The organism is Vitreimonas flagellata (genome assembly GCF_004634425.1).
In the GTDB taxonomy this organism is placed as follows: Bacteria; Pseudomonadota; Alphaproteobacteria; order Caulobacterales; family Aquidulcibacteraceae; genus Vitreimonas; species Vitreimonas flagellata.
On record NZ_SBJL01000002.1, the window covers coordinates 461,551 to 482,573 of the forward strand.

Below are 21,023 nucleotides of genomic sequence, written 5' to 3' on the forward strand. Positions count from 1 at the left end.
CTCAACGCATATGATGTGAGCGGACGAGGCCGCCGTCGCGCGGCAGCGAAATTACGTCGCCATCGCGCATCGCCCAGACCGGGCCGGCATAGGTCGTGCGCGCGGCGCGAACGAAGACTTGGTCGAGTCCTGGAATTGGCGTGGGCGGCAGCAGATGCGTCAGCGCGAGCGCGCCTGCGCCAGCCTCGGTCGCGACGGCGCCCGCGTCTTCCGGGCTCGTATGATAGTCGAGGATGTCGTGGAAGATTGTGCCGACGTTGCGGCGATCATTGCTGTTCGCCGCGTCCTGCATGATGGCGTTGAGCTCAGTTGAGATCGCTTCATGCACGAGCAAATCGGCGCCGCGCGCCGCTTGCGCGACGGAGTCAGCGCGCGAGGTGTCGCCGCTGACGACGATGGAGCGGCCGGCGTACTCGATGCGATAGCCGAAGGCGTTGTCGACGGGCGCGTGATCGACGGGAAACGCAATGATGCGCACGCCGTTCGCGTCATAGACGACGAGATCATTGGCGCCTTCAGGAATCGCGAATTCGGTGGCGGCCATGCCGAAGCCGCTTGCCGGCACGATCTCTGGGCCGTGATGGGCCATGCGGTAGCCGCTATCGATCGTGTAGGCTTCATTGAGACCCGCGGCGACGCGCGAAGTGCCAATGGGGCCTGCGACGTCAAGCGGCGTGGTGGAGGCCGCGCCCGCCCAATGTTGCAGCGCGAGTGGCGCGAGGCCGTCGAAATGATCAGAGTGCAGGTGCGTGAGAAACACGCGCTCGATGTCGCCCGCGTTGACGCCCATCAGCGCGAGCGTCTCGGCCGCGCCCTCGCCTGCGTCGAACACGAACACGCGTTCGCCCGCGATCACGGCAAAGCACGGGCCGGCGCGGCTGCGATCAGGCAGCGGCGAGCCGGTGCCGCAGAACACCGCGTGCAAGCCCTCGGGGAGTTCAGCCTTGAGCGCGGCGCCGACGCCCGCGCCTGCAGCGCGGCGCAGGATGTTGGTGGCGATATCGGCTCTGAACCAAAAGATTGCCGCCGCGCCAGCGCTCAACAGCGCCAGCACGACGAGCCAGATGATCCCGGTGCGGGATGTCATGGGCTTCCTCCCCTAAACGCCAGCCGATTGGATTCACGCTTGACGCCGGCGCCATTCTTTCGGCACTCTTAGTGCCACTATATAAGCCGCACGCCGCAAAGCGGTCAATCCCAAAGCGGTACGGAGGAAAACATGCAGGTTCTGCGCACGCCCGAGGAACGCTTCGCCAATCTGCCGGACTTCCCCTATAAGCCGCATTACACTGAGATTTCAGACGCTTCGGGTGTCACCTTGCGCATCGCCGCCATCGATGAAGGCCCGCGCGATGCGGCGCCCGTGCTGCTGTTGCATGGCGAACCGACCTGGTCGTTTCTTTATCGCAAGATCATCGCCAAGCTTGTGGCCGCAGGTCATCGCGTCGTCGCGCCGGATCTCGTCGGCTTTGGTCGCTCAGACAAACCGACGGAGCGGAACGACTATACGTACGAGCGGCACGTGAAGTGGATGAGCGATTGGCTCGTCGCCAATGAGCTGCGCGACATCACGCTGTTCTGCCAGGATTGGGGTGGGCTGATTGGCTTGCGCTTGGTCGCGGCGATGCCGGAGCGGTTTGCGCGCGTTGTCGCGGCAAACACGTTTCTGCCGGCGGGTACGGGCGCCACGCCTGCGTTTGAAGCGTGGTTGCAATTCAGCCAAAGCGTGCCGGTGTTTCCGACGCCGATGATCGTCAATGGCGGCGCCGTACGTGCGTTAAGCCAAGCCGAACAGGATGCGTACGAGGCGCCCTATCCGGACGAAAGCTACAAGGCGGGTGCGCGCCAGTTTCCGGCTTTGGTGCCGGTGAAGCCAGATATGCCGTCCGTGCCGGAAAATCTGGCGGCGTGGAAGGTGCTTGAGAATTTCAAGAAGCCATTCCTCACGGCGTTCAGCGATCAAGATCCGATCACGCGCGGCGGCGACGCGCGCTTGCAGGAACGCATTCCCGGCACAAAGGGCCAAGCGCACACGACGATCCAGAATGGCGGGCACTTCCTGCAGGAGGACCAACCCGATGCGATCGCTGAACTGATCGATACCTTTATCAAAAGCACACGCTAGATTGAGAGTCGTGAGCACGACCGAACCACAGATCGATGGGCGCAAAAAGCGCGCCGATGACAATCGTCGCCGCATCGCGCTGGCGATGTTGGAATTGGTGCGCGCGGGCGAAACGAAACCGAGCGCCGACCAAGTGGCGGAAGCCGCGGGCGTTGGCCGCCGCACCGTGTTTCGCTTGTTCGACGACATGGAGGGCGTCTATCGCGAGATGCACGCGGAAATGACATCGCGTCTGGCGCCGATGTTTGCCGCACCCTTTGCGGCCACGACTTGGCGCGAACGCGTGGATGAATTGATCGAACGCCGCGCGCGCATGTTCGAGGAGATGCTGCCGATCAAGACAGCGTCGGATGCGCATCGCTACGCGTCGGAATTCCTGCAGGATGAGCACCGCAAGATCACCAAACTGCAGCGCAACACCATGCTGGCCGTGCTGCCGCAAAGCATCGCCTCGCAGACCGACCGTGTGAATGCGCTGGAGCTGACGCTGAGCTTTGAAGCCTGGCGCCGACTGCGGTTGGAGCAAAAGCTAACAACCAAACAAGCCATCGCCACGTTGCGCTTCATGGCGCAAACGCTTCTGCCCTAATCATCCGCGAGGGTGCGGAAGCCAATATGCGACATGCCAAGACCAGGATCGCCGGGTTGGCGCGAGCCGCTGCGGAAGCGCGCACAGAAATTTTGTGCGCAGAGATTTGAGCCGCCTTTGATCACGCGCGGCTGTTCGCCGCTCGGGCGGCCGACATCGTTCGGTGTGACACCGTCTTCGTAAAGATCGCTGGTCCATTCCCAGACATTGCCGATCATGTCGTAGAGCCCGCGCGCATTGGGCGGAAAGCAGCCGATGGGCGCGAGGCCTTGGTGACCGTCTTCCCCGCTATCGCTGATCGGGAAGAAGCCCTGCCAAGTATTCGCGACCGGACGGCCTTCTGCGTCGAACGCTTCGGCGCCGACATCTTCGGGCGCAGGCGCTTCACCGCGCATGGCGAATTCCCATTCATTCTCTGTCGGCAACCGCCGCCCCGCCCATGCAGCGTAGGCAGCCGCGTCTTCGTAGGCGACCATCGTCACCGGATAGCGCTCGCGGCCTTCAATCGATGAGCCAACGCCTTCTGGGTGTCGCCAATCGGCGTTCGCATCGAGACGCCAACCGCCTTGTTGGCGATCGAAGATCGCTGCGCCGAGGCGTTGGCCATCAGGGCCATTGCGCTCGGCGACTGTGATGTAATTGGTCGCCGCGAAGAAGGCGGCGAATTGCTGGTTGGTGACTTCGTGCGCGTCGATCGAGAACGGCCGCACCTCACCCGCGCCGCCGACGCGCTCCTCCGGTTCGAAAGCCGCTGCGCCGCGCGCGACCTGCCCGCCTTCGACATGAATCTGCGCGCCAATCTGCACATCGGCGCCGCATTGGGCGACGATAACGCGTTCTTCCGTGCAGGCGCCGAGTGTGATCAACGCGAGAAGTGTGGTCGCAAGTGTACGCATGGCGCGCTTATAGCCCATCGAGCGCGAGGGTGGCGAAGGTGGCGAGCCAGTGTTCGCCCATGTAATCGCCGGCGACGTGGGCGAGGCTCGCGTCGAGATGCGTTGTCGCAGCGGCTTCGGCGCGGGCTTTGAGGGGGTGCGCCTCGGGGAGCGTTTGGCCGATGGCGCGCCAGCACCAGGCGCGGGAGAAATTGAGGCCATCGAGATGGGCGATCTTGCCGTCGGTGCGATCGCTGACGTGGGCCGGCGCGAAGAGCGACGCTGGCGCGCCTTCGGCGGCGCGCGGCAGAAAATCGGCGAACCACGCGCGGAACGCTTCGGGCGCCAGAAAACGCCGCATGCACTCGGCTTCCATGAGCGTCGCTGACAGGAAATCATCCTGACTTGGCTCCCACGCTTGCGCGCCGCGATCGTCGCCGTACCAAGAGATCGCCTTGTCGCGCATCAAGGCCAAAAGCGCGCCATCGTTGTGCTCGGCGTAATCGGCGGCGAGGCGAAGGGCGAAGGCGGTCGAGCTGTGCACGCCGGTCCGGACGGGGTAGGTCGAGATCGGCAGGAAGTCGGCAAAGCGTTGCGCGAATTTTTCCGCAAGCGGCCGCATATGCAGCGCGGCGCGGGCGCCGGGGCCGTCCTTGTGTTGATCGAGTTCGGCTTGCAGCGCGAGCACCCACGCCCAGCCGTAGGGCCGCTCGAAGCCGCGCGCACCGGGGCGATCGAGATAGGCGCATTCGGCAGCGACGTTTGCCGGGGTGATGACGCTATCGAACAATTCGGTGATCGCGGCTGCGGAAACGAGCGCCGGATGACGGCGCAAAGCACGCGCGAGCAGCCAATAGCCATGCACGCACGAATGCCAATCAAAGCTGCCGTAGAAAATCGGATGCAGTGCGCGCGGCCCCTGCACGTCCGCCGCGCCTGACATGACGTGATCGAGCTTGTTCGGATATTCGCGCCCCACATGCGCGAGTGCGAGTTGCGCGAAACGATCGGCGATGTCTGCGGTGAATGTCATGGGAAGGCCAGGAATCGCATGAGGATGATGTTGGCGATCAGCAACGGGATCGCGGTGGGGATTTGTGCGCGGATGACGCCGTTGAGCGCGGCCTTGCGATCCGGCAACTCAAGCAAGTTCGCGGGCACGACGTTGAAGTTCGCGGCCATCGGCGTCATCAGCGTGCCGCAGAAGCCCGCGAGCATGCCGATGGCGCACACGCGCGCCGGATCGCCGCCGAGCGCGACAACCACGAACGGCAAGCCGACGGCCGCCGTCATCACCGGAAACGCGGCGAACGCATTGCCCATGATGATGGTGAAGAGCGCCATGCCGACGCAATACGCGATCACGGCAATCGTGCGCGAGGTCTCCAGCCCCGGCACATATTGCGAGAAGATCGTGCCAACTTGTTCACCGACGCCGGCGGCAAGAAACACCGCGCCAAGCGAGGCCAGCATCTGGGGCAGGATTGCCGCCCAGCCGACGGAATCCATCAGCCGCCGCCCCTCTTGCAACGGCGCAAGCAGCGGCGGTCTCAGCCAGAGCATGACCACGGCGACGGCTATCAACACGCCGAGCGCGAGTGAGATGAGCGTGGCTTGCGTTGGCTGAATGAGAGCCGCGCCCCATTCCGTCTCTTTCGCGGCGAGTGTGCCGATCAGTGCAGCAGCGGGAATGATCAACGCCGGCAGGAACAGCAGATTGCCGCGACGCTCGGCGCTGGCGCGGCGTTCCTCTGGCGTCGTGGTTTTCGGCTTGCCGATACCCAAGCCGAAAGCTGCCAGCACAACGAGGCCAAGCGCGAGCAGGCCATTGCCGAAATCACCAATGCGGTCTCCCAACAGGAAGCTCAGCGCGAGCAAGCCCCAGAACGCGGCATTGCGCAGGCGGCGCGCATTGGCTTGGTCAAGTGCGGAAAGGATGGCGAGTGCGGCGAAGAAAAGCCCGCCAACGATATAGATGTGCGGCAGCGTGATCATGGGGCGACCTCGCTCTGCGCGGGCTTCGCTTCGAGCACGCGTTTGAGTCGGCGATCCAACAACCACAGGCGCAAGCTATGAATCAGCAGCGCCGCGATCGCGGTTGGGATCGCCCAGATCGAGAGCTGGAGCGGTTCGACGATGATGCCGTTCTGTTCGAGGAAGCCTTTGATCAGCAGGATCGAGGCGATAGCGATGAAGATGTCTTCGCCGAAGAAAAGCGCGATATTGTCGGCGCTCGCGGCGTGGGCGCGGATGAGATAGCGCTCGCGATCGGGTAGCGCGCCATATTTGGATTCAGCCGCGCCTTCCGCCATCGGCGCCACGAGCGGGCGCACCATTTGCGCGTGACCGCCGAGCGAGGTGAGACCGAGCGCTGCGGCGGCTTGGCGGATCACGAAATAGAGCCAGAGCAGGCGGCCCGTGGTTGCGGCTTTCACGTTGGCGATGGCGATGCGTGCGCGCTCTTGCAGGCCGGCGCGTTCGAGCAAGCCGATGGCGGCGAGCACGACCCAGACGATGCTGACATAGCGGCTATCGTTAAAGGCTTTGCCAAACGCGGCGATCGTCGCGAGCGCGGCATCGTACATCATTTGCAGATCAGCGTCCGGCGTCCACGCGGCCGCGAGCCCGGTGGTGAGCGCTGCCGCCATGACCACGACGAGCGGATTGGCGCGCAGGGCAAAGCCGAGCACGACCACGCCTATTCCCAATAAGACCAGCATGCGCCCCCGCTCCCGTCCCTCAAACCTTACCGTAGCCGCCGCCGCCCGGCGTTTCGATATGGAAAACGTCGCCGGGTAGCATTTGCGCTTGGCCGGTTGCGGCGAGTTCAACGACGCTGCTGTCCGCACGCTCAACGCGATTGACCCCCGGCGCGCCGTCGCCTCCGCCGCTCAAGCCGAACGGCTTGGTGCTGCGCCGGTTGGCGAGCATGGCCGCCATCATTGGCTCGCGAAAGCGCAACCGGCGAATGGCGCCGTCGCCGCCCTTGTGTACGCCGCCGCCGCCCGAGCCGCGGCGCACGGCGAATTGCTCGATCAGAATTGGGAAACGGGACTCAAGCACCTCAGGATCGGTGAGGCGCGAATTGGTCATGTGCGTTTGCACGACAGCCGCGCCGTCGAAATCCGGACCTGCGCCTGAGCCGCCGCAAATGGTTTCGTAATATTGGCGCTTGTCGTCGCCGAAAGTGAAATTGTTCATGGTGCCTTGAGACGCCGCCAGCACGCCGAGCGCACCATACAGCGCATCGACAACGATCTGGCTGGTTTCAACATTGCCCGCAACGACGGCAGCGCCGCGCTTGGGATTGAGCAGCGAACCTTCGGGCACGATGATGTCGATGGGTTTCAGGCAGCCTTCGTTGAGCGGGATGTTGTCTTCAACCAACGTGCGGAACACATAGAGCGTGGCGGCGCGCGTGATAGCGATGGGCGCATTGAAATTGCTGGGATGCTGCGGGCTCGTGCCGGTGAAATCCACGTGCACGCGGCGCGTGACATAGTTCGGTGTGATGGCGACGCGCACGATCGCGCCATTGTCCATCGCGACCTCGAACTTGCCGGCCTCGATCGTATCGATGACGCGCCTGATCTGCTCTTCGGCATTGTCCTGCACGTGGCGCATGTAAGCCGCGACCCCTTCGCCGCCGTAATGGCTGACCATGCGGCGCAATTCTTCGCCGCCGCGCACGCAGGCGGCGATCTGGGCGTTGAGATCGGCGATGTTGCGGTCGATGTTGCGTGCGGGGTGCGGGCCGGCGCTGAACAGCGCGCGCACCTCGCTTTCGCGCAGCTCGCCTTGCTCGACTAAGAGAAAATTCTCGATCAGCACACCTTCGTCTTCGATGCGCGTGCTGTTGGGCGGCATCGAGCCAGGCGTGATGCCGCCGATATCGGCATGGTGACCGCGCGCGGCGGTGAAGAATGCGGGCGCGGTCTCGCCGGGCAGGAACACAGGCGCGATCAGTGTGATGTCGGGCAAATGTGTGCCGCCAGCGTGTGGCGCGTTCAGCATGAAGATGTCGCCCGCTTTGATCGTCTCGCCGCGTTGGCGGATAATCTCGCGCACGCTGTCGCTCATGGAGCCCAGATGCACCGGGATATGCGGCGCGTTGGCGACGAGACCGCCGCTCGCATCGAACACGGCGCAGGAAAAATCGAGCCGCTCTTTGATGTTCACCGATGACGCCGTGGCCTGCAGCGCCAGGCCCATCTCCTCGGCGACGGCCATGAAACGATTGTTGAACACTTCGAGCAGGATCGGATCGACGTCCGTGCCGATAGCGCAGCGTTCGCTACGTGGCTGCGCGCGGGTGATGATGAGATCGCCACCCGCGCTCATGCGAGCGCGCCACTCGGCGTCGACGAAGGTGGTTGCGCCCTGCTCCAGAATGAGCGCCGGGCCGTCGATCTCCGCGCCGGCGGTAAGCGCTCTGCGTTGATAGACGGGCGCTGTGTGTGCGGCGCCATTGGCGCGGAGCGTGACGCGCGCCAGCGGGTCGCTTTGCTTTGCGGATTGCGGCGCCGCCATCTGCGTGCTCTGCGCCGCCGGCGCGATGGCTTCGGCGGTGAGCGAAGCGACGATGATCGCGCGTGTGGGATCGACAAAGCCGAAGCGGCGCAGATGCGCCTCGGCGAACGCAGCGCTGAGTGTGCCTGGATCGGCGTAGGCGATCGGTAGTGCGGAATCGGCGCCTTCGTATTTGAGGTTGGCGATGAGATTGACCTGTGGCGCGGCTACGCCCTGCGCGATCAGCGCCGCACGCGCGCGTTGCGCCAATTCGTCTGCGCGCGCTTTGAGATCGTGCGCATCGGTCAGTGATTGCTCGACCGTCGCCTCCGTCATCGCGCGGACGTCGGCGAGACCCATGCCCCATGCGGAAAGCAGACCGGCGAGCGGATGCAGCAACACGGCATTGGCGCCGACTGCGTCGGCCACAGCGCAGGCGTGTTGCCCGCCCGCGCCGCCGAAGGCCACGAGCGCATATTCGGCCGGATCATAGCCGCGCTGGATCGAAATCTTCTTGATCGCCTCGGCCATGTTAGCGTTGGCGATAGTGAGAAAGCCTTCGGCGAGTTCCTCGGCGCTGATGTCGGCGTTAGTCGCGAGCTGGATCTCGGCGCGCAGCGCTTCGAAGCGTTGCGCGACAACACTAGCGTCGAGCGGCAGATCGGCGTTCGGGCCGAAAATGGCGGGGAAAAATTCCGGACGCACACGACCGAGCAGGACATTGCAATCCGTGATCGTGAGCGGTCCGCCGCGCCGATAGCACGCTGGCCCAGGATTGGCGCCGGCGGAGTGCGGGCCGACGCGCAGGCGCGCGCCATCGAAGAAACAGACGGAGCCGCCGCCTGCTGCAACGGTGTGAACTTGCAGCATCGGCGCGGCCAAGCGCACGCCGGCGACGACGCTTTCGTGCGTGCGCTCGAACGCGCCCGCATAGTGCGAGACATCGGTTGAAGTGCCGCCCATGTCGAAGCCGAGCGCACGCTCGAAGCCGGCGCGGCGCGCAGCGGCGGCCATGCCGACGACTCCACCCGCAGGGCCGGACAGCACCGCGTCGCGGCCCCGAAACGCATTGGCGTGCGCGAGGCCGCCATTGGATTGCATGAAATGCAACGCCGCCGTCACGCCTTTGGGAAAAGCGGCGACGAATTGATCGATATAGGCGCGCAGCACGGGCGAGAGATATGCGTCGGCGACGCTCGTATCCGTGCGCGGCACGTACTTGATGAGGCCGCTCACTTCGGAGCTGACCGAGATTTGGGTAAAGCCGATGTCGCGCGCAATGGCGGCGATACGCTGCTCGTGCGCCGGGTACGCCCAGCCATGCAGGCAGGCGATCGCCGCGGCGCGAATGCCTTCATTGTACGCGGCGAGCAATTCGGCGCGGACATGATCTTCTTCGAGCGGCGTCAGCACTTCGCCTTCGGCGCTGACGCGCTCGCGCGCTTCGATCACGCGCTTCTGCAGCAGATCAGGTTTGATGATGTGCCGCGCGAAAATGTCCGGCCGCGCTTGCACGCCGATTTCGAGCAGATCGGCGAAACCCTCGGTAACGACCAACACAACATCGGCGCCCTTGCGCTCCAGCAGTGCATTGGTGGCGACTGTGGTGCCGAGCTTCACCGCCTCGATGTCGCCCCACTCGGCGCCGTGCTCGGCGAGGATGAGGCGGATGGCTTCGAGTGCTGCATCCTGATAGCGCTCGGGGTTCACGGAGAGCAATTTGCGGATGTGCTCGCCGCCGTCCGGCGCGCGGGCGACCACGTCCGTAAACGTACCGCCCCGATCGATCCAAAATTGCCAACCGCTCATGGCTCGACATGAGCGGAGGTGTACGCGTGGATCAATAGGGTTTCGGCGCCTGACCGGTCAGGCCGCCCAGACGTTGCGGACGTGGCCGTCCGTGTAGGCGAGGATTTGGCGCGCACCACCGGGCCAAGTGTGGAAGTCGACGACGAAGCGGAGGCCGTTGTCGATGCCATCGGTGACGGCTTCGGGTTCGAGGCGGACCCAGGCGATGGGCGCGGAGGATGTGGCCTTGGCGCCAGCTTCTTGAATGGCGCTGACGATGGCTTCGCGCGCCTCGCGTGGCGGATATTGCAGGAACACGGAATGATAGACGATCGTGGCGGCGTCCTTGGCACGCGTCGCTAGCTTTTGCGCGAGCCATTGCGCAGCGTCGGCGCGATCAACGCGCGTGTCGTGCTGAAGCGCCAGCGCTACGGCGCCGTCGAAGCGCGTGAGGCGATCGGCTTGATCGGGCCAAATGTAGGATTTGAGTTGGAGGCGCGCGGCTTCGTCGCGAATGTCGAGCGGATTGAGATCGCAGGCGGCGCGATTGCGGATCGCGATGGATGAGAGCGGCGGCGGGGCGCCGTTCCAATCGGTGTCGATCACGACCGGACTGCCCTGCCCCCAACTCCAATTTTGTGTGCGATACGCGAAGCGATCCCAATTGAGATTGAGACCAGCGCTGGCGCCAATCTCGAGCGTATCGATCGGGCCTTTCCAATGTTGCGCGAACGCGAGGAAGCCGGCGAGCAATGCGATGGCGCGGCGCGTCTCGTTGGTTTGCGGCGGCGATTTGATAAAGTCCTGCACCCAGGCGCGCTCGCGTTCGAGACATGCGCGGGCGACCGGCCAGATCTCGTCCAGGCGCCAATCGGGATTCTGCGCAGGATAAAGCGCGTGCAGCGCGGGATCGCGTTTGGAGAGCGAAGCAGAGTGCAACGCGCCCGCGAGGCGGAGCGCGAGTGCGTCCGCGCGCGGGTTGGTGGGCCAATCGCCGATGATCTGCGCGGTCGGGCCGTTGGCCTCGATGTCGTCAGCCATGCGCGTGACAAGATCGCCGGTGAAGGGCGAACCGTATTCGGCGCAGAAGCGCGCCTGCTCGCGAAAATGGTCGGTAACGCGTTCGTCGCTCATGTCGCTATATATGGATCGCCAGCGTCTCGCCGGCAAACACCGGCGCTGGCCGGCGGGGACGCCGGCGGTCCATATTATTTAGCGCTCCACCGCCAGCGCGATGCCTTCGCCGCCGCCGATGCAGAGCGAAGCGACGCCGCGCTTGGCGTTTTGCGCTTCCATCGCCGCGAGCAGCGTCACGAGAATGCGGGCGCCCGAGGCGCCGATCGGGTGACCGAGGGCGCAGGCGCCGCCGTTGACATTGATGATGTCGTGGCTGATGCCGAGTTCTTTCATCGCGATCATCGGCACGATGGCGAAGGCTTCGTTGATCTCCCAGAGATCGACGTCGCTCGTCTTCCAACCAGCGCGCGCGAGCGCCTTTTGGATCGCGGGCACAGGCGCTGTGGTGAATTTGGCCGGCTCATGCGCGTGCGAGCTTTGCGCCACGATGCGCGCGATGATCTTCTTGCCCTGCTTCTCGGCATCGGACTTGCGCATGAGCACGAGTGCGGCCGCGCCATCGGAAATGGCGGACGCGTTGGCCGCGGTGACCGTGCCGTCCGGCGTAAACGCTGGCTTCAAAGTCGGGATTTTATCGGGGCGCGCTTTGCGCGGCAGTTCGTCGGCGTCGATGCTGCCCGCTTTTGACACGATCGGCGCGATCTCACGCTTGAAGCGACCTTCGGCGGTGGCGGCTTGCGCGCGGCGCAGCGTTTCAAGCGCGTAGGCGTCCTGCGATTCACGCGAGAATTGGTATTCCTTGGCGGTGGCGTCGGCGAACACGCCCATGGCCAAGCCTTCGTAGGCGTCTTCGAGGCCATCGAGCGCCATGTGGTCGAACAATTTGTCGTGGCCGTACTTTTGGCCGCCGCGGTGCTTCGACATCAGGAACGGCGCGCGCGTCATGCTTTCCATGCCGCCGGCGACAACGCTATTGGCTTCGCCCGCGAGCAAAGCTTGTCGCGCCATCGCGACCGCTTGCAGGCCCGAGCCACACATCTTGTTGAGTGTCACCGCTTCGGTGCTTTGCGCGAGGCCAGCTTTGAGCGCGGCCTGACGCGCCGGCGCTTGGCCTTGGCCAGCGCCCAATACATTGCCCATGAGAATTTGATCAGCGCCGCCCGTGCCGGCTTCGGCGATGGCGGCTTTCACGGCGACCGCGCCCATTTCGGGTGCGGCGATGTTGGCGAGATCGCCCAAGAGGCCGCCCATCGGCGTGCGGGCCATACCAACGATGACGATATCTTCGCTCATGATTTCCTCTTCTCCGTCGCGGGCGTTCAGCCGCGCGCCTCGCTTGAACTTGGGCGCAACACCATAAGGGTCGATGTGCCGTGCGCCAACAATTTGCCTCTGGAATCCGTCAGCGTTCCCTCGGCGGTAATGATGGTGCGGCCGCGGGCGACCACCCGGCCCTCGGCGCGAACTTGGCCCGTCGCGGGCGTGATGGCCCGTACAAAATTCACCTTTGTTTCGACAGTCGTGTACCCGACGCCCGCCGGCAGCGTGGTGTGGGCGGCGCAGCCGGTGCAACTATCGATCAAGGTGAGCGCCCAGCCGCCGTGGACGATGCCGAGCGGATTGAGAATGCGGTCGGACGGCTCGCCCACGAAGACGGCCTTGCCGTCCTCTACTTCTGCGAGCGTGAAACCGAGCGTCTTGGCGATGGAGGGCGCGTCATGCTGGCCATCGATCAGGAGCTGCATCGCCTGCAGGCCGGGTACGCTCATCAGGCGCTGGGCCGCGGCTTGCGCGTCAAACTTCTCGGTATCGGCCATCTGGACTTGCCTTGATTGTATATACAAGTATCGTGGTCACGTAGAACCCGGATGCGCCGCCGTCAAGATGCCGAAACGATCTTCCCAACCCATGCTGACACGGATCAGCGCCGATGAGGCGGCGCCCTGCCTCTATCTGCGCATGCGCATGGCGACGAAGCGGCTGCTGGCGCTCTACGAAGCGCGCATGCAAGAGAGCGGCGTGACCATGTCGCAATTCGGCATGCTCGTCGCGACGGCGGAGGAGCCGGAGCTGACCATGTCGCGGCTGGCGGAGAAGCGTGAGCTTTCACTATCGACTTTATCGCGCACCCTGCGACCTCTGGAAGAGTTGGGTTGGTTGGAGATTTTCACGGATTCTGAAAACGGCCGCGTGCGGCGCGTGCGTTTGACGCGGGAGGGTCGCGCTAAAGTGAAAGCGGCGTACGCGTGCTGGAAGCGCGCGCAAGCCGAAGCGGCGGAGATCGTGTCGCCGCGCGATGTGGAGCGGGTGTTGCGGGCGACGGAGGGTTTGCCGACGTAGCCGACGCCGGTAAGATGCGATTGTGGCGTACCTCCTGCAAAGAGACCTCGAATGCCGGTCGCATATCGTCGACTACGAGCCGCCGATGAGGCTGACGCAGATGGGCGCCAAGATTGCGCTCGGCTTCAAACTCACGGACGAAGAGCGCGCAAACCTTCCCGGACGCGTTCACGTTGGCTGTGCGCCAACACGCACCAAGACGTTTATCTATGGCTTGAGCATAGGCCCGTTCATTTTGCCTCCCGCTGCGTATCGCGAACTTATGAACCTTGAGCCCACAGGACATGTGTTCCACGAACTCGAAGCTGTGCATGACGGCGTTTCGCTCGGACCTCACTTTCTGCAGCTCGAAGCGCCAATCATCGATTGCGTCGATGTCGACCGCACGACGTTCTCACGTGGCGGACGCGCTTACATAGAGGAAGTGCTGGCAAGCCCTCCTGGCCCAGACGGACAGCCACTTCGGTTGTCACTCGACTTCGCACAACGTGTCAGTTTGATCGGCTCCGCCATCGCGGGTCGCCATTGGTGGCGAGCCCCCTCATCCTACAGCTGGCAGCAGCTTTGCTCTGCACGCTTGGTGCAATCATGGAGGTCAGCTGGGGTCGCCGGCGTTCGATTAGAGCAGTGTTACACGTCGGATCGAACTCACTAAGCCACGAACTGCACGACGCGTTCAATGATGGCGCGGTCTTGGGCGATCATGCGATGGCCTAGACCGTCGCAGAGCATCAGTTCAGAACCCGGCCATGCATCGGCGATCGCTTTCGCATTGTCCCATTCGACGGCGTCGTCATCGAGCGAATGGATGATGAGCGCTTCGGTTTTGAAGGCCTTCGCGACTTCGGCCAGATCGAACACCGAGTGCTCGGAGCCGACTTCTTCGGCGTACAGCTCGCGCGCGCGATTGACGACGTCCTCCGAGAGGCCGCGTTCCTCGGCGACGTGAAACCAGCGGCGATTGCGGCCGCGCGGCGATGCGATCAGCACCGCGCGGCGGACATTGAGGCCTTTCGATAATGCGAGCGACGTCGCCGGGCCACCGAACGAATGCGTCACGACGCTATCGATGGGCCCGAGTTGATCGACGACGGCCTGGATCGCGGCAGCAGCGCGCGGTGGCGTGCAGCGATCGCCTTCGGAATGGCCATGGCCTGGCAGATCAAGCGCGACGATTGCGATGCCGAGCTCACTCAAGGCTTGAATGAGCGGCGACCAGAGCGCGTTGTCGTCCTGCCAGCCATGCACGAGGAGCACGGCCGGCCCTTCGCCCAGGCGCCACGCGGCGATTTTGCCGTGTGGTGTCTCGATCTCGACGCTCTGCGCATCGCGCAGCGGCTCGGCGAGACGCACGCGTGCACGGCGCTTCGGCGTCATGACGTCTTTGAGCAATGTGCGGGCTTCGTCGTCGAGGCTCACTTGGTCTCCGTCGCCATGATCCAGCCGCCGCCAAGCACGCGCGACGTTTGCGGATCATAGAACACGGCGGCTTGGCCCGGCGCAACGCCCTCTTCGGGCGTCGCTAGGTCAACATGCCAGCCGACGCCGACACGCAAAGTTGCGGGCGCAGGCTCGCGGGTGGAGCGGACGCGGACGAGGATTTCGCGACCGTCGAGCGCATCTTCGTTGGCCACGGCTTCGCCGATCCAGTTCACCTCTTTCAGCGCGATGCGTGTGACGCCGAGCGCTTCGCGCGGGCCGACGATGACGCGTTTGTTGGGCGCGTCGAGCTTTACAACGAAGAGCGGCTCGCCGGTGGCGATGCCAAGGCCGCGGCGTTGGCCGACGGTGAAATTGATCACGCCATTGTGCGTACCCATCACGCGGCCATCGACGTGAACGATCTCGCCGGGCTCGATCGCGCCGGGGCGCAGTTTTTCGACCACGGCTTGGTATTTGCCGTTGGGCACGAAGCAAATGTCTTGGCTATCCGGCTTTTCCGCGACGCGCAGGCCAAGCTCGGCGGCAAGTTCGCGCACTTGCGTCTTCGGCAAACCGCCGAGTGGAAAGCGCAGATAGTCGAGCTGCGCGCGTGTGGTGGCGAACAGGAAATAAGTTTGATCGCGGCTCGCATCCGCGGCGCGGTGCAGTTCGGGGCCGGCTTCACCATCGATGCGTTGCACGTAATGGCCCGTCGCCAAGCAATCGGCGCCGAGATCCTCGGCGACGCGCTTCAGATCGGCGAACTTCACGGTTTGATTGCAGCGCACGCACGGGATCGGCGTAGCGCCCGCCAGATACGTGTCGGCGAAATCTTCCATCACCGCGTTGCGGAAACGACTTTCGTAATCGAGCACGTAATGCGGGATGCCGACGCTGTCGGCGACGCGGCGCGCATCGTGGATGTCTTGGCCGGCACAGCAGGAGCCAGCTTTGTTGATGGCGGCGCCGTGGTCGTAGAGCTGCAGCGTGACGCCGATGACGTCGTAACCCTCCCGCTTCAGCAATGCGGCGACCACGGAGCTATCCACGCCGCCGGACATGGCGGCGACGACGCGGGTTTGCGACGGCGGCTTGGCGAAGCCGAGAGAATTGAGAGGAACGCCATGCGGCGCTGCGCCGGCGGGCCGGCTATCGGAAATCGTTGTCATTTGTCCTTCCCACCGGGTTCAAGGCCCGGAGCGAAGGGGCTGATATAAAGCCTGAAATCCTCAGCGCCTAGGGTGTTCTCGCCGCCCGTTACAGGGGCGCCACTTTCGGCGGAGCCGCTAGATAAAATCGAGCAGCGAGAGCCTTGAGAGCTCCGCGAAGGTTTTCGCCGAGGCCTCGTACTGCAAGGTCAACGTGGAAAGCCGCATGGCGACCTCGCCGCCGTCGGCGTCGGCCTGCTCGCCGATCTCCTTTTTGATGAGATCGGAGCGTTCTTGGAGACGGATATCCTCGATTTCGTAGCGCTTCTGCAATTGGCCAGTGCGGGCTTGTTCGTTGGTGAACAAAACAGCTTGGGCGCTCAGCGCGTCGGCGATTTGCAGCAATTCATTCTGCTGGGAGAGCGAGATCGGCTGGCCGATCGTACCGCCGCTGGCGTCGAGCAACGCTTTCAATTCGCGCATCGCGTCGAACAAGGGTTGGGACAGTTCGGAGGCCTTCGCCGCCATCACGGTGGGCGAACCTGCGCCGAGGTCGACGACCTGGTGGCGCTCCGCTTCATCAAAGAGCGCATCCGGCGTGATCGCGGTGGCCAGCTCATCGAGCGTGTCGATGCGCACCGGGTTGCCCTCCTGACGCTCGCCAGCAAACATCGGCTGGCCGTTCCACGTTTCGTTCAACGCCTGCACGACGCTGGCGAACGAAAGCTCCAGCTCGGTAACAATGCCGCGCCCGTCGTTGGCGCTGATGGCTTCCCGGATTGATTGCGACAGCGCGGTGGACGCGTCGGCGACTTGGCCGAGAGCTGCGCCCTGAACGCCGAAGCGCGCCTGCATCTGCTGCAACAGCGACGCGCGCGAATCCGATTGCGTCATCAGGGTGCGCGCCGAGAGCAAACGACTCGATGCGCCGCCGAAGCCTTTGAGGTCGTGATGCTTCGCCCCAGTCGACATCTGCCGATTGAGCTCGGTCATTTGATCGGTGATCCGACGCAGGTCGGACATGGATTGATTAATGAAGGCGAGTGTGACAGCGCCGGTCATGAGCGAATCCTAATCATCGGACACCCAGCGTCAGCAGGACGTCCATCATTTCCGTTGCGGCTTGAATGACGCGCGCCGAGGCGGCGTATGAGTTTTGGTAGACGGTCATCTTCATGAGCTCGTCGTCCATATTCACGCTTTCTACTGATGCCCGGCGATCGGCGGCGGCATTGTAAACCGCCGTGGCCGCCACATAAGCGCGATCGGCGTCCGACGACATACGCCCGGCCTCACCGCCCAGGCGGGCAGCGTAATTGGCGAGCGTCGTGGTTTGCGCCGTGAGCGCGCCATTAGCGGCGAAACTGCGTTGCGTGTCGCGCATGGCCAGAAGCGCCGATGCGCCGCGATTGTCGCTGCCCTCAATCAGGCGATCGCCGATATCGACACTCATGTCGGGCTTGCCGACGGCAAGCAGGAGCGGATTGTTGGCGATACGCTGCGAGACTTGCACATCGATGCCGCGCGCCATGGTTGAGGCGCCGGAGAGACCATTGAGCGCAGTGAAGGAAATGCCGGTGCCGCCGCGCTGCGTGGAATCGTTCAGGAGTTCGACCGTGTAGCCGGCGCCAGAGGCGAACCTGACTTGGCTCGTGTTCGGGTCTTGCGAGAACGTGCCGTAATCGCCGAGGCCGGCGGCGCCGGCGGCGTTGAGTTCGGACACGAGATCGTTCCAGCTGGCGCCAGGCGCGGCGAGACCGCCGGCGATGGCGATCGTGCGCGAGCCAACGATGCGGCCAAGGCTATCACGCACTTGATACGTGATCTCGCCGCCGGCGTTGAAGCCGTGCGCGTCGCCGCCCTGAATACCGTGTTCGAAGAACATCGGCGTCGGACGCGAGACGATGTCGTTCATGCCGAAGAAGTGCGAGAAGCCGCGGCCAGCGCGATCGCTGGGGTCGGTCGCATCCTGTTGGATCGCGATGCCGCCATTGTTGGTGACGTTCATCGACAGGATGCCGCCAGTGAAATTCGCGGAGCCCGGCGGATTGGCGGCGCCGAGAGCATTGTTCAGCGCCGTCACGAAATCATTGATGCTGCCGCCTGCGAAACTGTAGTTCGCGACGGGATCTTCGCCGGTGATCGTGCCCGTATCGAAATCGACGGTGAGGCGTTGCGAGAGATTTCCGCTCGCATCGGTCACGCCGATGATGGCATTGCCGGTGAAGCCCAACGAATCCGTGCCGAGCAAGCCGGTCTGACGCCCCGTCAGACTCGACGGCGCGGGAGAGGCGGTGCTGTCATTGTGCGCTTCGTTCAGCGCATCGCCGAGTTCAGCCGCGAAGCCGCCAAGCGCTTCAGCGAGCGCCGGCAGATCGATATCGCGCGCCTGGATCAGACCACGAATTTCACCGCCCTGCAGCATGGGCTCGAGATTGGTGTTGGCGCCGAGCTGGGGGTTGATAAGGATCACGCCATGCGTGCCGAAGCTTGCGTCGTTCGGCGCATAGGAAAGTTGCGCCGCGTAAGCGCCGACGAGCAGCGCCCCGCCGCTGGTGCGGATGTGCACGCCGCCCATGTTCTGCTCGGTGACGCGCACCTCCATGAGCTGCGACAGGCGATCGACGAGCGCCGATTGCGCATTCTCCGCCGCCGTCGCGTCAGCGCCGGTGTTCTTGGTCAACGCGATCTCGGTGTTGAGATCGGCGATGCGGTTCATCAGGTCTTGCGCCTCGTCGACGCCGTCGGCGATGCGTTGATCGGATTCAGCGATCAGCGATTGGATCGTCTCGCCGATGCGGCTGACCTCGGAATACATCGCCTGCAGCGAAGAGATGGCGTCGCCGCGGCGCAGCGCCGATGAAGAATCGAGGCCAAGGTCTTCGAGTGCGGCCCAGAAATTATCGAGCTGCGCGAACATCGAGGAGTCGCCGTTCGGATCACCCCACGCCTCTTGCGCGCGTGTCAGCAGATCGGCGCGGGCGGCCGCACTCGCTTGACTGGCGGAGGCGATATAGCTCGCGGTGGAGAGAAACTTGTCAGCGGCGCGGGTCACGGATTCCACGCGCACGCCGCCGCTGTAGCCGGGCAGCACGAGCGGCGAGAGCTTAACCTCAGAGCGGACGTACCCGGGCGTGTTGGCGTTGGCGATGTTCTGCGAAACGTTGCCGAGCGCCACCTGCGACGCGCGCAAGCCTGAGAGGCCGGTCAGCAGGACGGATGAAATGCTCATGGCCGCGCTCCCGGCAGAAAGCGCCCGGCGCCCGGTCGATTTTGCCGACCTTCAGATAGCTCTACGCACGCGCGTGGCGGGCGTTTAAGCGGTTGATGTAACACGCTTTTCTCCGTCGCAACCCATGTGCCGGCGCGGCCGACGCAGAAAGGGTCAGGAAGCAACATCGCAAGGATGGGGCCAAGGTTAATGGCCGGCAGGACTTGCCGGCTGATGTGGGCGGTTTTTGCCGGGGCGACGGGCTACACTGGACGAGCGCCTCGCCTATTCCATTGTCTTTACATGATTTTTTCTTGGTAAACGGCGTGGCCCGAGCCTTGCTCGGCGCTTCGAGCCGCATTGCGTGCGGTTTGGGGGATCTATGAGCTACGCCGCCGAGGCCATCGTGAGCGCTGCGCCGCCGCCGTCGAAACCGGCGGCGCCGAAAAGTGCGCCGCATCCTCAAGATGCGAGCGCGCCCAGCTTTGACGACCACCTCGCCGCTGAAACCGCGGAAGCCACCGCGCAAGCCGCACCGCCGGCCCGTGACGGAAATACACGCGAAGAAGCGGCGCCAGACGCCAACGATGAGCCTGCCGAGACCGAAGCGACCACCGAGGCTGCGCTACGGCCAGCGCCACAAACACCGCCGCCCGTTGCGGCGCCCGTGCTGGTGCAATTGATCGCCCAGACCAACGTCGCGTCCGCGACGGATGCGGATGCAGCGCCTACGCCTGTCGCACCTATCGCGCCTGAGGCGCCGATCGATGCGGCGCCGCCGACGCCCGCCCCGATCAATTCCGCGGCGCCCGTGGATACAAGTACGCCGCAAGCTGACGACGTCGCCGCAAGCGCACCGGCGCCGGCTAAACCGGACAATGCGAAGCCGGAGGCGGCGCCGACAGCCAAGGCAAGCGAGACGAATGCCGCGCCGGCGAACGTGGCGATGAACGCGCCAGCGCCTACCTCCGATCAAAGCCCAGCAATCGCGAGCGCTGAATCGACGCAAAAGAAAGAGGCGCAAGCAACACCGCCGCCACAGATCGTTGCGCAAGCTACCCCGACGCCACGCGCGCAAGCGGCGCGCGTTGAACCAAACACGGAGAGCGCAGAGACAAGCGACGATGCATCGGCGCCAACCACCGCGCCCGCAGCTGCTCCGCCGGTCGCGCGCGTAGCGCCGGAGACGTCATCACTCGCGGCCGCGCCTACAGCACCGCCTAATGCGCCGGCGGAACCAGCGGAGAAGATCGTCACGAAGAGCGACGATGCTTCGACGCAGGAGAAATTCGAGGCCGTATTAGAAAAATCCGCGCCGCGCGGCGAAGCGAAGGCTGAGGCGGCGCGCGCGAATGTTGCCAACGCGCCGATCGTGGCGGCAGATGCCAGCGGCGCCGTGAGCTCAAATGCCGGCGCCGATACGAGCACAGTGATCGCGCCATCCGTCAGCGCGTTGAGTGCGGCGACGACGCATGCAGCCGCGCAAACGCAAGCCCTGAGCGCCGAGCACTTAGCCCGAAGCGCCCCACCCTCAGCGCAAGTCGCGCGTGAGATCGTGCGCCAGTTCGATGGCGAGTCGACGCGCTTTGAATTGCGTCTCGATCCGCCCGAGCTTGGTCGCGTTGAGGTGAAGCTGGAGATCACGCGCGATCACAAAGTGACGGCGGTGATCGCGGCCGATAGCCCACAGGCGCTGACGGAATTGGCGCGGCACGCGCGCGAGTTGGAGCAAAATCTGCAATCGGCAGGCCTTGAGCTCAGCGACAACGGGCTTTCCTTTGATCTGCGGCAAAGCCGCGAAGATGCGCAGGACGGCGATGGCGAGCGCGGCTCGCGCGGCGGCGGCGAAGACGAAACTTTGGAACAGACCGCGCCGCTGGCGCGGCCGATTGGACTTGAACGCTGGCGCGGCGCCCGCGTCGATGTGATGGCGTGAGGA

Annotated in this window: 18 protein-coding genes; 5 read left to right on the forward strand and 13 right to left on the reverse strand. The window is 64.4% G+C overall.

Features of this window, described 5'->3' with window-relative positions; genetic code table 11:
* Position 1: 1 nt before the first annotated feature.
* On the reverse strand, positions 2-1,087 hold the full coding sequence (locus tag EPJ54_RS10265; protein WP_135211629.1) for an MBL fold metallo-hydrolase: 1,086 nt from the start codon (positions 1,085-1,087) through the stop codon (positions 2-4).
* Positions 1,088-1,219: 132 nt separating this feature from the next.
* Between EPJ54_RS10265 and EPJ54_RS10270 the strand changes: the two genes are divergently transcribed.
* Positions 1,220-2,125, forward strand: a complete 906-nt coding sequence (locus EPJ54_RS10270) for a haloalkane dehalogenase (protein ID WP_135211630.1) — start codon at positions 1,220-1,222, stop codon at positions 2,123-2,125.
* A 10-nt stretch (positions 2,126-2,135) separates the two neighbouring features.
* The gene (locus EPJ54_RS10275) at positions 2,136-2,714 is read left to right on the forward strand and encodes a TetR/AcrR family transcriptional regulator (RefSeq protein WP_135211631.1); all 579 of its coding nucleotides are present in this window, start codon (positions 2,136-2,138) and stop codon (positions 2,712-2,714) included.
* On the opposite strand, the gene EPJ54_RS10280 is transcribed toward EPJ54_RS10275, so the two are convergent.
* The 8 genes from EPJ54_RS10280 to EPJ54_RS10315 form a co-directional block, all read right to left on the reverse strand.
* Positions 2,711-3,610 carry an SUMF1/EgtB/PvdO family nonheme iron enzyme gene (locus tag EPJ54_RS10280; RefSeq protein WP_239590855.1) on the reverse strand — a complete coding sequence of 300 codons (900 nt, stop codon included), beginning with the start codon at positions 3,608-3,610 and terminating at the stop codon, positions 2,711-2,713. The two genes, EPJ54_RS10275 and EPJ54_RS10280, sit on opposite strands and share 4 nt — an antisense overlap.
* 7 nt (positions 3,611-3,617) lie before the next feature.
* Positions 3,618-4,622, reverse strand: a complete 1,005-nt coding sequence (locus tag EPJ54_RS10285; protein ID WP_135211632.1) for a DUF2891 domain-containing protein — start codon at positions 4,620-4,622, stop codon at positions 3,618-3,620.
* Positions 4,619-5,584 (reverse strand): DUF979 domain-containing protein, encoded by a 966-nt coding sequence (locus tag EPJ54_RS10290; RefSeq protein WP_135211633.1) that lies wholly within the window; start codon positions 5,582-5,584, stop codon positions 4,619-4,621. Before EPJ54_RS10290 ends, EPJ54_RS10285 begins: the two co-directional genes overlap by 4 nt.
* On the reverse strand, positions 5,581-6,309 hold the full coding sequence (locus EPJ54_RS10295) for a DUF969 domain-containing protein (RefSeq protein WP_135211634.1): 729 nt from the start codon (positions 6,307-6,309) through the stop codon (positions 5,581-5,583). The genes EPJ54_RS10290 and EPJ54_RS10295 overlap by 4 nt, the downstream gene beginning before the upstream one ends.
* Before the next feature lie 19 nt (positions 6,310-6,328).
* Positions 6,329-9,907, reverse strand: a complete 3,579-nt coding sequence (locus EPJ54_RS10300) for a hydantoinase B/oxoprolinase family protein (protein WP_135211635.1) — start codon at positions 9,905-9,907, stop codon at positions 6,329-6,331.
* A 57-nt stretch (positions 9,908-9,964) separates the two neighbouring features.
* Positions 9,965-11,020 (reverse strand): DUF2332 domain-containing protein, encoded by a 1,056-nt coding sequence (locus tag EPJ54_RS10305; protein ID WP_135211636.1) that lies wholly within the window; start codon positions 11,018-11,020, stop codon positions 9,965-9,967.
* A 78-nt stretch (positions 11,021-11,098) separates the two neighbouring features.
* On the reverse strand, positions 11,099-12,256 hold the full coding sequence (locus EPJ54_RS10310) for a thiolase family protein (RefSeq protein WP_135211637.1): 1,158 nt from the start codon (positions 12,254-12,256) through the stop codon (positions 11,099-11,101).
* 26 nt (positions 12,257-12,282) lie between these two features.
* Positions 12,283-12,780, reverse strand: coding sequence for a PaaI family thioesterase (locus tag EPJ54_RS10315; RefSeq protein ID WP_135211638.1), 498 nt, complete (start codon positions 12,778-12,780; stop codon positions 12,283-12,285).
* Positions 12,781-12,871: 91 nt separating this feature from the next.
* Here EPJ54_RS10315 and EPJ54_RS10320 point away from each other — a divergent pair, with 91 nt between their 5' ends.
* Positions 12,872-13,303: a MarR family winged helix-turn-helix transcriptional regulator gene (locus EPJ54_RS10320; protein ID WP_167755676.1), complete on the forward strand. Its 432-nt coding sequence runs from the start codon at positions 12,872-12,874 to the stop codon at positions 13,301-13,303.
* Between the two features lie 85 nt (positions 13,304-13,388).
* Positions 13,389-13,958, forward strand: a complete 570-nt coding sequence (locus EPJ54_RS10325; protein ID WP_135211640.1) for an imm11 family protein — start codon at positions 13,389-13,391, stop codon at positions 13,956-13,958.
* Here the strand turns inward: EPJ54_RS10325 and EPJ54_RS10330 are convergent.
* From EPJ54_RS10330 to flgK, 4 genes are all read right to left on the reverse strand, one after another.
* The gene (locus tag EPJ54_RS10330) at positions 13,955-14,722 is read right to left on the reverse strand and encodes an alpha/beta fold hydrolase (protein WP_135211641.1); all 768 of its coding nucleotides are present in this window, start codon (positions 14,720-14,722) and stop codon (positions 13,955-13,957) included. The two genes, EPJ54_RS10325 and EPJ54_RS10330, sit on opposite strands and share 4 nt — an antisense overlap.
* The gene (mnmA, locus tag EPJ54_RS10335) at positions 14,719-15,894 is read right to left on the reverse strand and encodes a tRNA 2-thiouridine(34) synthase MnmA (RefSeq protein WP_135211642.1); all 1,176 of its coding nucleotides are present in this window, start codon (positions 15,892-15,894) and stop codon (positions 14,719-14,721) included. Before mnmA ends, EPJ54_RS10330 begins: the two co-directional genes overlap by 4 nt.
* 117 nt (positions 15,895-16,011) lie before the next feature.
* A complete protein-coding gene (locus EPJ54_RS10340; RefSeq protein ID WP_135211643.1) occupies positions 16,012-16,935 on the reverse strand; it encodes a hypothetical protein in 924 nt (307 codons plus the stop codon).
* 13 nt (positions 16,936-16,948) lie between these two features.
* Positions 16,949-19,105, reverse strand: a complete 2,157-nt coding sequence (gene flgK / locus EPJ54_RS10345; protein ID WP_135211644.1) for a flagellar hook-associated protein FlgK — start codon at positions 19,103-19,105, stop codon at positions 16,949-16,951.
* Between the two features lie 361 nt (positions 19,106-19,466).
* On the opposite strand from flgK, the gene EPJ54_RS10350 reads away from it, so the two are divergent.
* Entirely contained in the window at positions 19,467-21,020 is a 1,554-nt protein-coding gene (locus EPJ54_RS10350; protein WP_135211645.1) for a flagellar hook-length control protein FliK, read from the forward strand.
* Positions 21,021-21,023 lie beyond the last annotated feature (3 nt).